General features: G+C 63.2%; 10 protein-coding genes. 8 read left to right on the top strand and 2 right to left on the bottom strand.

The window, feature by feature from the left end:
- Positions 1–484: 484 nt before the first annotated feature.
- Both A3AC_RS0108500 and A3AC_RS0108495 read right to left on the bottom strand, forming a co-directional pair.
- Positions 485–1,756: an SGNH/GDSL hydrolase family protein gene (locus A3AC_RS0108500; RefSeq protein WP_025598350.1), complete on the bottom strand. Its 1,272-nt coding sequence runs from the start codon at positions 1,754–1,756 to the stop codon at positions 485–487.
- A gap of 221 nt (positions 1,757–1,977) precedes the next feature.
- Complete coding sequence (locus A3AC_RS0108495) at positions 1,978–3,603, bottom strand: NAD(P)/FAD-dependent oxidoreductase (RefSeq protein ID WP_025598349.1); 1,626 nt, start codon at positions 3,601–3,603, stop codon at positions 1,978–1,980.
- A gap of 213 nt (positions 3,604–3,816) precedes the next feature.
- Between A3AC_RS0108495 and paaA the strand changes: the two genes are divergently transcribed.
- The 8 genes from paaA (at position 3,817) to A3AC_RS0108455 (ending at position 10,130) form a co-directional block, all read left to right on the top strand.
- Positions 3,817–4,815: a 1,2-phenylacetyl-CoA epoxidase subunit PaaA gene (gene paaA / locus A3AC_RS0108490; protein WP_025598348.1), complete on the top strand. Its 999-nt coding sequence runs from the start codon at positions 3,817–3,819 to the stop codon at positions 4,813–4,815.
- 36 nt (positions 4,816–4,851) lie between these two features.
- Positions 4,852–5,136, top strand: coding sequence for a 1,2-phenylacetyl-CoA epoxidase subunit PaaB (gene paaB / locus A3AC_RS0108485; protein WP_013340753.1), 285 nt, complete (start codon positions 4,852–4,854; stop codon positions 5,134–5,136).
- A gap of 8 nt (positions 5,137–5,144) precedes the next feature.
- Positions 5,145–5,948: a 1,2-phenylacetyl-CoA epoxidase subunit PaaC gene (gene paaC / locus A3AC_RS0108480; RefSeq protein WP_025598347.1), complete on the top strand. Its 804-nt coding sequence runs from the start codon at positions 5,145–5,147 to the stop codon at positions 5,946–5,948.
- A gap of 25 nt (positions 5,949–5,973) precedes the next feature.
- On the top strand, positions 5,974–6,540 hold the full coding sequence (paaD, locus tag A3AC_RS0108475; RefSeq protein WP_025598346.1) for a 1,2-phenylacetyl-CoA epoxidase subunit PaaD: 567 nt from the start codon (positions 5,974–5,976) through the stop codon (positions 6,538–6,540).
- A gap of 1 nt (position 6,541) precedes the next feature.
- Positions 6,542–7,630, top strand: a complete 1,089-nt coding sequence (gene paaE, locus A3AC_RS0108470; protein WP_025598345.1) for a 1,2-phenylacetyl-CoA epoxidase subunit PaaE — start codon at positions 6,542–6,544, stop codon at positions 7,628–7,630.
- A gap of 141 nt (positions 7,631–7,771) precedes the next feature.
- Complete coding sequence (locus A3AC_RS0108465) at positions 7,772–8,584, top strand: DUF1835 domain-containing protein (RefSeq protein ID WP_025598344.1); 813 nt, start codon at positions 7,772–7,774, stop codon at positions 8,582–8,584.
- A gap of 25 nt (positions 8,585–8,609) precedes the next feature.
- Positions 8,610–9,218 (top strand): TetR/AcrR family transcriptional regulator, encoded by a 609-nt coding sequence (locus A3AC_RS0108460; RefSeq protein WP_025598343.1) that lies wholly within the window; start codon positions 8,610–8,612, stop codon positions 9,216–9,218.
- Positions 9,219–9,461: 243 nt separating this feature from the next.
- Complete coding sequence (locus A3AC_RS0108455; protein ID WP_025598342.1) at positions 9,462–10,130, top strand: GNAT family N-acetyltransferase; 669 nt, start codon at positions 9,462–9,464, stop codon at positions 10,128–10,130.
- Positions 10,131–10,173: the final 43 nt, after the last annotated feature.

The following is a 10,173-nucleotide window of genomic DNA, read 5'->3' as shown; positions in this document are numbered from 1 at the left end:
TGAGCCAGGATCAAACTCTTCAGTTCAAACCTGTTACTGTTTTCGGTTCCGTTAAGAACCGGTCGCTCACTCAACGTACTGACGAATGATCTCTCCATCTTCCGACAGAAAAACCTTCCTTTCATTACTGTGTGAGACTTGATACTTTCGCTTTACGCCCGGCTCCGAAGAACCCGGCTCGCGTCGCGCATCAAGCGCCCACACTTATCGGCTGTTAGTTTTTAAAGATCGGTTCGCATACTCCGCAAGCGCCTGTTCCAACTACCCGGCACCACTTCGTTCTGCGTCGCTGCATCAGCAGCAGAGAAACGAGATTATGAACACTCTTTCATGGTTCGTCAACTGTATTTTTCGCTTTCGCTTAAAACTTCGTTGACGCCATCACCGCTGGTTTCCGCCGCGGCCCTCGTTCGCAAACGAGGAGCGGAATACTAGGTCACTCACAGCCATATGACAAGGGTTCCATGAAAACTTTTTTGGCGCCTCACTTGCGCGCCGAATTCACGACCGCATCGATCGGAATCGCGTCGCCCATCGCCGCGTAACCTGCATCACTCGGATGGATGTGGTCACCGCTGTCGTACTTGCGCTGCAGATGGTCCGGCCGGGCCGGATCCCGCAGTGCGGCGTCGAAATCCACCACGCCATCGAAAGCATGGCTTGACCGGATCCACTGGTTGACGGCGAGCCGGACATTTTCCCGCTGCGACGGAAGCGCCGCGGGCGTCAACGTTCCCCCAAACACTTTCACTCCTGCATGCCGCGCGGCCGCGATTACCCGCTGATAGCCAGCGATCAGGTCGGCGGCCGTCACCGAAGCATGCGGGAAATCACAGTCCAGACCGCTGCGCGCCGGCATCGCCGCGAAATTGATATCGTTGATACCGATCAGCAATACCACGGCCTTCACGCCAGGCCGCTCGAGCACGTCCCGGCCAAAACGCGTGACCAGCGCTTCGCCATAGCAGGGAGAATCGTTCAGCAGCCGGTTGCCGCTAATACCCAAGTTGAGCACCGCCACCGACCGGCTCCCCGAACTGGCCAGCCGTCGGGCGAGCATGTCGGGCCAGCGGCGGTTCTGATTCAGGCTGGAGCGCATGCCGTCCGTGATCGAATCGCCGATTGCCGCGACTGCGGCCGATTCGGGCGCTGCATCGACGGACAGCCCCGTCACCCACAAATATTGAGTGAAGCGTCCGCGAAAAGCTTCTGCCGACGCGTCTGCCGTGTGATTGCCGGGCGCGGAGACGTAATTTAGCTGATTGGAAACGCGGTGCCACGCCACAATGCGCTGCTCCGGCCCCATGAACGCGCTGATCGCATAAGGTGCGCCCTGGGCGACGTTAATCGCAATTGGGTCGCTATCCAGCTCACGGCCCGGCGGAACGCTCACGCTTCCCTTTCCGCCAAAGGTCACGCGCGCCGCACCGCTGTCTGACACCGCCGCGCCGCCCGACGATCGCGCGATGCGCAGGTCTTCGATCGTCAGCGGAGTCGTGCCGTACTCGTTGCTCAGGTGGATTCGGGCAGACTTTCCCGATAGCGTCGGATAAACAATCTGACGGACGGTGCGCCCCGCGACTTCCGGCGCGCGGTACAGCGTCGGGAGGTCGCTGCGCTGAGGAATGGCTTGCAGCGCGGTCGCCCATGCGGTGACCCAATGCGACGAGGTTTCAGCGGCCGCGGCGGGCAGGGAAACAGCAAACTGACAAAGTAGCGCAGCGCCGCATGCCGCGGCCAGGGAGCGAATGGTCATTCCAGTATTTGACTTGGGGCGAAACGGGCATTGTGCACGATTCGCGTAGGCCGCCGCCCTGTTTGCCGTGTTCGCCGTGTTTGCCCTATTCGCCCTATTCGCCCTGTTTTTCCGTATTCGCGCGTGTCCCCCGCCTACCGTCGCCTGGGCAACCAGCCCTTACAGCCACCCGAAGCCGCCAAGCAACCCACAGCCGCCAACCCGCGCGGACCACCTACACTTCACCGCGCCTGCAGCCCCGCGCTCATCTTCAAAGCCAGCGCTTCCGCCACCTCGATCCCGTCGATAGCCGCCGAATAGATCCCGCCAGCGTAACCCGCCCCCTCGCCGGCCGGATACAGCCCCTCGACGTTCATGCTCTGATAATCGTCCCGGCGGCGCACCCGGATCGGCGACGACGTCCTTGTCTCGACGCCCGTCAGCACGGCGTCATGCATCGCAAAGCCAGCAATCTTCTTGTCCATCTGCGGGAGAGCTTCGCGGATCGCCTCGATCACGTAGTCAGGAAGCGCCGTGCTCAGATCTGTGGGGTGCACGCCAGGCTTATAAGATGGCACGACCGAACCCAGCGACGTGGACGGTCGCCCGGCAATGAAATCGCCGACCAGTTGGCCCGGCGCCATATAGTTGCCGCCGCCGAGTTCGAACGCCCGTTCTTCCCATTTGCGCTGAAACGCGATGCCGGCAAGCGGCCCGCCAGGATAGTCGTCGGGCGTAATGCCCACGACGATTCCCGCGTTCGCATTGCGCTCAGCCCGGGAATACTGGCTCATGCCATTGGTTACCACGCGCCCAGGCTCCGAGGTCGCCGCGACCACCGTGCCGCCGGGGCACATGCAGAAGCTGTACACTGCGCGCCCGTTGCTGCAGTGATGCACGACCTTATAGTCGGCGGCGCCCAGTTGCTTGTGACCGGCAAACTTGCCGAACCGGCTGCGGTCAATCACGCCCTGCGGATGCTCGATCCGGAACCCGAGCGAGAACGGCTTCGCTTCGATATAGACGCCCCGATCGTGCAGCATCTGAAAGGTATCGCGCGCGCTGTGGCCGACCGCGAGCACGACGTGGTCGCAGCGCAGCGTCTCGCCCGTCGAGAGTTTGAGCCCGCGCACTTTTCCCTGATCGATGTCGATATCGTCCACTCGCGTCTCAAAACGCACCTCGCCGCCCAGTTCGTGGATGGTCGCGCGCATCTTCTCGACCATGCTGACCAGGCGGAACGTGCCGATGTGCGGCCGGCTCAGGTACAGAATGTCCTCCGGCGCGCCGGCACGCACGAACTCGTCCAGCACCTTACGCCCGTAGTGCTTCGGGTCCTTGATCTGGCTGTAGAGCTTGCCGTCGGAAAACGTGCCCGCGCCGCCTTCGCCGAACTGCACGTTCGACTCCGGATTCAGCACCGACTTGCGCCATAGCCCGAAGGTGTCCTTGGTGCGCTCGCGCACCGCCTTGCCGCGCTCGAGGATGATCGGCCGGAAGCCCATTTGCGCGAGGATCAACCCGGCGAACAGCCCGCACGGCCCCATGCCGATCACCACCGGGCGCGGCCCGGCAAGCTGCGCCGGCGCCTTGGCGACAAACCGGTAAGTCATGTCGGGCGTCACCGCGCAATGCGGCACGTCGGCAATGCGCTTGAGCGCTGCCGCTTCGTCCTTCACCTCGACATCGACGATATAGGTGAGCTTGATGTCGGCGCGCTTGCGCGCATCGTGGGCGCGCCGGAACACGGTGTAGCGGACGAGGCCGTCGCGCGGCACGCCGAGTTCCGCGAGTCGCGCGCGCACGGCGGCGTCGAGCGCGCTCTCAGGGTGATCGAGCGGGAGTTTGATTTCGCTTAGACGTAACATGAAGTACCGGGGATGCAGGGAGGGCCGCAAATCGCGGCCAGTTCGCAATTTTATAGGTTAAGCGTCCGCGCGGGGCCTTGGCACAAAGCAATCGGCCGATGAGTTCGCGGGCGCCCTATCGGCTGGAGCATGTCGTCTCAAAAAACTTATTAACCGACCGGTCGGTTGGTTTATACTGTGCAAACCCGACAACTCCCGCAGAAGGGCGTCCCCATGTACACGCAATCCTTGGATATTCCCGGCAACGTGGCCCCGCTGGAACCCGGCGCGAGTTCGCCGGAGCAGGCGCAGTTCGACGCCGTAATGGCCGCGGACGGCAAGATCGAACCACAGGACTGGATGCCCGACGCCTACCGCAAGACGCTGGTGCGCCAGATCTCGCAGCACGCGCATTCCGAGATCGTCGGCATGCTGCCGGAAGGCAACTGGATTACGCGCGCACCGAGCCTGAAGCGCAAGGCGATTCTGCTCGCAAAGGTGCAGGACGAAGCCGGCCACGGTCTCTATCTATATAGCGCGGCTGAGACGCTCGGTGTTTCGCGCGACCAGTTGATCGCGGCGCTGCATTCGGGCAAGGCCAAATATTCGAGCATCTTCAATTACCCGACGCCCACGTGGGCGGACGTCGGCGTGATCGGCTGGCTGGTGGACGGCGCCGCGATCATGAATCAGATTCCGCTGTGCCGTTGCACTTACGGCCCGTATGCCCGGGCGATGATCCGCATCTGCAAGGAAGAGTCGTTCCACCAGCGCCAGGGTTTCGACGCGCTCATGGCGATGATGTCCGGCACCGACGCGCAGCGCGAACTGGTCCAGCAAGCGGTGAACCGCTGGTGGTGGCCGGTGCTGATGATGTTTGGCCCGAGCGACAAGGAATCAATCCACAGCAATCAGTCGTCGAAATGGGGCATCAAGCGCATTTCGAATGACGACCTGCGCCAGAAATTCGTCGACGCCACGGTCGAGCAGGCCAAGGTGCTCGGCGTCACGCTGCCCGACCCGCAACTCAAATGGAACGAGGCGCGCGGCCACTACGACTACGGCGACATCGACTGGGAAGAGTTCTGGCGCGTCGTGAATGGCGACGGCCCATGCAATCGCGAACGTCTCAGCACGCGCGTCAAAGCCCATGACGACGGCGCCTGGGTTCGCGAAGCCGCGATCGCTCACGCCGAAAAGCAACGCCAACGCGCACAACAGCACGCCGCCTGACACACGGCGGGACCTGCAAGGAATCAGGAGATCACGATGAACAAGGAATGGCCGATTTGGGAAGTGTTCGTGCGCAGCAAGCAGGGACTCGACCATAAACACTGCGGGAGCTTGCACGCCGCCGACGCGCAAATGGCGCTGCGCATGGCGCGCGACGTCTATACGCGCCGCCAGGAAGGCGTGAGCATCTGGGTCGTGCCGTCTTCGGCCATCACGGCGTCCGCGCCGCAAGACAAGGCAGAACTGTTCGAACCGGCCGGCGACAAGATCTACCGCCATCCGACGTTCTACACGCTCCCCGACGAAGTCAACCACATGTAAGGGCGGCCATGACTATTACGCCCCAACACCTGAAATACGTGCTGCGTCTCGCGGATACCGCGCTGATTCTCGGTCAGCGCAACACCGAGTGGTGCGGCCACGGCCCGATTCTCGAAGAGGACATCGCGCTGTCGAACATGAGCCTAGATCTGATCGGCCAGGCGCGCCTGCTTTACACGCACGCGGCCTCGCTCGAGCAGCAGCTCACCGACACGACCCGCACCGAGGACGACTACGCGTACTTCCGCGCCGAGCGCGAGTTCGCCAATTACACGCTCGTCGAACTGCCGCATTACGGCCCGCTGTCCGCGACGGCACAGGCGGGGAAGGACTACGCGGTCACGATCGTGCGCAATTTTCTTTACTCGACGCTGATGGCGCATCTGTGGACGGCGCTCACGCAATCGACGGACACGCAGCTTGCCGCAATCGCCTCCAAGTCGATCAAGGAGACGAGCTACCACGTGCATCATGCGAGCGAATGGCTGATCCGTTTCGGTGACGGCACCGAGGAATCGCACCGCCGCGCGCAGGCCGCGCTGGACTATCTGATGCCGTACACGCGCGAGTTTTTCAGCGCGGACGCCGTCGAGGAAACGATTGCCGCCGCAGGCATTGGACCGCTCACCGCCGATCTCGAAGCCGCCTGGCTCGACGACGTGCGCGCCACGCTCGAGCAAGCCACGCTCACGCTTCCCGAGCCGGTCAAGCACGTGCCGACCGGCAAGCTCGGCGAACATTCCGAGCACATGGGCTTCGTGCTCGCCGAGATGCAAAGCCTCGCGCGCCAGCATCCCGGCGCGACGTGGTAACCGTGATAACTCTGCCGACTCGACCATGACAACCTCGACCGCGCCCCTCGCCGCCGACACTGACACTGACGCCACGCTAGAACGCGCGTGGGCGGTGCTCGAAGCCGTGCCCGATCCCGAGATTCCGGTGGTGTCCATCCGCGAACTCGGCATTCTGCGCGATGTTCGTCGAGCCGACGACGGCGCGCTCGAGGTCGTGATCACGCCGACCTACTCCGGTTGCCCGGCCATGTCGCAGATCGCAGAAGACGTCGCCCACGCGCTCGACGTCGCCGGGCTCGCGCCGTATCGCATCGCCACGGTGCTCGCGCCCGCGTGGACCACCGACTGGATGACCGCCGAAGCGCGCGACAAACTGCGTGCCTACGGCATCGCGCCGCCCACGGGCAATTGCGGATCGGCGGCCGGATCGGGGTCCGGGCCGCAGGAAAAAGTGCTGCGCTTCGTGCCGCGCGCGCTGCCGGCGCCTTCGTGCCCGCGCTGCGGCTCGGCGCATACCGAGCGTCTCGCGCAATTTGGCTCGACCGCCTGCAAGGCCTTGTACCGCTGCCTCGACTGCCGCGAACCCTTCGACTATTTCAAACCCTACTGATATGGCTACCCCGCAATTCCATCCGCTGCGTATTCGCGAAGTGCGGCCAGAAACCGCCGACTCGGTCTCGGTCGCCTTCGAAGTCCCCGCCGAACTGCGCGAGCTTTATCGCTTCACGCAAGGCCAGTTCGTGACGCTGAAAACGCATATCGACGGAGAGGAAACACGCCGCTCCTATTCGATCTGCGTGGGCGTCACCGACTACGACCGCGACGGCGAACTGCGCATCGGCATCAAACGCGTGCGCGGCGGGCGCTTCTCGAACTTCGCCTTCGACACCCTTCAGCCGGGCCACACGATCGACGTGATGACGCCCGACGGCCGCTTCTTCACGCATCTGAACGCGGACCACGGCCAGCAATACGTCGCGTTTGCGGGCGGCTCGGGCATCACGCCGGTGCTCGCCATCATCAAGACGACGCTCGAGGTCGAGCCGCGCAGCACGTTCACGCTGATTTACGGCAACCGCAGCGTCGACCAGATCATGTTCGCGGAAGAACTCGAAGATCTGAAGAACCGCTTCATGAACCGCTTCGTGCTGTATCACGTGCTGTCCGACGACCTACAGGACGTCGAACTGTTCAATGGCGTGCTCGACCAGAAGAAATGCGCGTCGTTTCTCGAGAGCCTGGTGCCCGCCGGTTCCATCGACGAAGCCTTTATTTGCGGCCCCGCGCCGATGATGGACGCCGCCGAGGCCGCGCTCAAAGCCGCCGGCGTGCCGCCGGAAAAAGTGCATGTGGAGCGCTTCGGCTCGCCGCTGCCGCAAGCGGGCGTGCCGCCCATCGAAATCACCGAAGACACGCCCGCGGCCGACCTCGAAATCGTGCTCGACGGAAAGCGCCGCAAGCTGCGCCTGCCGTATCAGGGCGTGAGCGTGCTCGACGTCGGCTTGCGTGCCGGGCTCGCGCTGCCGTACGCCTGCAAAGGCGGCGTTTGCTGCACCTGCCGCGCCAAAGTGGTGGAAGGCGAAGTGAAGATGGAAAAGAACTTCACGCTGGAAGAGCACGAGATCCGCGACGGATTCGTCTTGACGTGCCAATGCCATCCGGTCAGCGATCGCGTCGTGGTGAGCTACGACGAACGTTGAGCGCGCTCCGGCCGCGTGCGCCCGCTTTGCTTTGAGCCGTTCCGCGATCCGCTTACACTAGGGGCCGCTCGCCGTCGGACCATGCCGGTCCGCCTCGCGAGCGGCCCTTTGTCAATCGCCCACCAAAAACCAACACGGCCGATGAGCACGATCCACCTGACCAACGGCGATGTCGCCGCGGAATCATTGCGCACGGCGTTGCGCGAAGCGGGCCGCGACGATCGCGTGCACTCACTGCGCGACGATCTGGCGGTCGGCCCATTGCGCGGCATCGACGACAGCCCCGAAGTGCGCGCGGCGTTCTGGGACCGCGTGAGCGCGGACACCAAACGCGACTTCGTCCGCGAATTCCGTGAGCAGGCGGCGGCCCTGGAAGCCATCGTGCGCGGCGAAGCGAATCTGCTGGTGTGGCACGGCGAAAGCGCATCTGATCAATTGATGCTGCGCCGTGTCTGCTACTACCTGCGCAATCATCCGCAGCGTCTGAATGAAGTTCGCCTGTCGATTCGCGATCTCACGGACAACGGCGCCTGGGCGCACAGCCGCAAGGATCGGGCGACCTCCGTCGGCATGTTCGCGCCGGCCGTGTTGCAGGCGCGTTTGCCCGACGCGGCGCCCATCTCCGTGCTGCGCATCAGCCGGCTCGCGCTCGAATGGCAGGAAGCGAAGCATGCGAATGGCGAGACGCGGCGCTGGCGCGACAACACTTTTACGAGCGGCAGTTTCGCCGATCTCGACGCGCTCATACTCGAGCACGTCAGCGGCGAATGGCAGCCGGCCGCGCGAGTGGCCGCGGAAGTCATGACCGCGGAGCTTGGTTTTCTCGTCAGCGACAACATTGTGCTGTGGCGTTTTCGGGAACTGGCCGCCATCCGCCGGATCAGGCTGCGCGGCGACGCGAGCGCCTGGCGCACGCTCGAACTGTGCGCGGCACTCACACTCTGTCCACACTAATAAGCAAACAAAATAGCAGACGACCATGGCCCGCACCCGAGCCCCCGACCACGAAACCCAGCGCGAACAGATCCTCGAACTCGCCGCGGCCAAGTTTGCGCAGACGAGCTACCCCAGCACGTCTATGTCCGATCTTGCGGCGGCGAGCGGCACCTCGAAGGCGCGCCTCTATCACTACTACGAGAGCAAGGAAGCGATCCTCTTCGATTTGCTGGACCGCTACACCAAACGGCTGATGCTGATCATCGCCGAGGTGGAAGGGGCGAGTCAGCGGCGCGGCCTGACGGAGCGCGAGACGTTCGCCGAACTGATCCGCGCGTTTCTCTCGGAATATGAAACCTCGCACAGCCGGCACGTCGCGCTTCTCAACGACGTGAAGTATCTCGTCGACGCGCAGCGCGAGGTGATCCTGAACCGCCAGCGCGACGTCGTGGCCGCGTTTGCGCGGCAGCTCGCGCGTGCCTACCCCGAGCGCGCCACGCGAGAAAACCAGACGGCGCTCACGATGATGGTGTTCGGCATGATCAACTGGACGTTCACCTGGCTCAAGCCTGGCGGACGCATGGGCTACCGGGAATTTGCCGAGCAGGTGGTGAGCATGGTCGACCACGGGCTCGGCTCGGCGCCCGCGTGATTGCGCACCACAGCAATATGCAATGCGGCTAATTGCCCGGGTTGCATATCCACGACAGTCTCTCAAGAACGCTCGTTCTTTTTAAATTTCATATAGAAATCAGTAGGTTGCCCAGCGCGAGCAAACGAATTAGGCGCAGGCTTCAAATTTTGATACGGGTTTTCCCTAGTGTCAGGGCAAGGTTTCCGCTAAAATCGTTTTTGCGGTGCACCAACGCCGCCTGACGAAAAGGAGAACCTGACCATGAACATGATTACACCCCGCGCCGCCAAGCCGATCGTCGCGCACGATCGCGTGTCGCTGCCAGCCGGACGTACGCCTGCTCTGGTCCGGGAACTCACCGCCGCCGACCGCGAGCGGCTACTGACGCACTTCCTCGCACTCGACGAAGACGACCGCCTGCTGCGCTTCGGGCAGGTGGTGCCCGACCACGTCATCGAGAATTATGTGCGCGCTATCGACTTCACCCGCGACACTGTGTTCGGCGTGTTCAACGATCAATTGCAGCTGACCGGCGTCGGCCATCTCGCTTACCTGCCGGCGGAAGGCGACAAGCGCACCGCCGAGTTTGGCGTTTCTGTGCTGGAAAGCGTGCGCGGCCAGGGTATCGGTTCCAGGCTGTTCGAGCGTGCGGCCATTCGCAGCCGTAACACGCATGTCACCATGCTCTACATGCACTGCCTGTCACGCAACTCGACGATGATGCACATCGCGAAGAAAGCGGGCATGAAGATCGAGTATGCATATGGCGAAGCGGACGCTTATCTGACGCTGCCGCCGGCGGACCAGACCAGCATCATCACCGAAATGCTGCAGGAACAGGCCGCAGTGTTCGACTACGCGCTCAAGCGCCAGGCACGTCGTGCGTCCCGCTTGCTCGAGACTTTCATGCCGGCCACCGCCGCCGCCTGAATCTCGCGTATCTCGCGAATAAAAGAAGGGCAGCCTTACCGCT

It is taken from the genome of Burkholderia sp. WSM2230 (genome assembly GCF_000472445.1).
Classification (GTDB): domain Bacteria; phylum Pseudomonadota; class Gammaproteobacteria; order Burkholderiales; family Burkholderiaceae; genus Paraburkholderia.
Note: the sequence above shows the minus strand (reverse complement) of the source record. Positions and strands in the feature narration are given on the sequence as shown.

Coding starts and splice junctions, on each gene's coding strand:
- A3AC_RS0108495 (WP_025598349.1), bottom strand. CDS start 3,603: ATGTTACGTCTAAGCGAAATCAAACTCCCGCTCGATCACCCTGAGAGC.
- A3AC_RS0108500 (WP_025598350.1), bottom strand. CDS start 1,756: ATGACCATTCGCTCCCTGGCCGCGGCATGCGGCGCTGCGCTACTTTGT.
- paaD (WP_025598346.1), top strand. CDS start 5,974: ATGACAACCTCGACCGCGCCCCTCGCCGCCGACACTGACACTGACGCC.
- paaB (WP_013340753.1), top strand. CDS start 4,852: ATGAACAAGGAATGGCCGATTTGGGAAGTGTTCGTGCGCAGCAAGCAG.
- A3AC_RS0108455 (WP_025598342.1), top strand. CDS start 9,462: ATGAACATGATTACACCCCGCGCCGCCAAGCCGATCGTCGCGCACGAT.
- paaA (WP_025598348.1), top strand. CDS start 3,817: ATGTACACGCAATCCTTGGATATTCCCGGCAACGTGGCCCCGCTGGAA.
- paaC (WP_025598347.1), top strand. CDS start 5,145: ATGACTATTACGCCCCAACACCTGAAATACGTGCTGCGTCTCGCGGAT.
- A3AC_RS0108465 (WP_025598344.1), top strand. CDS start 7,772: ATGAGCACGATCCACCTGACCAACGGCGATGTCGCCGCGGAATCATTG.
- A3AC_RS0108460 (WP_025598343.1), top strand. CDS start 8,610: ATGGCCCGCACCCGAGCCCCCGACCACGAAACCCAGCGCGAACAGATC.
- paaE (WP_025598345.1), top strand. CDS start 6,542: ATGGCTACCCCGCAATTCCATCCGCTGCGTATTCGCGAAGTGCGGCCA.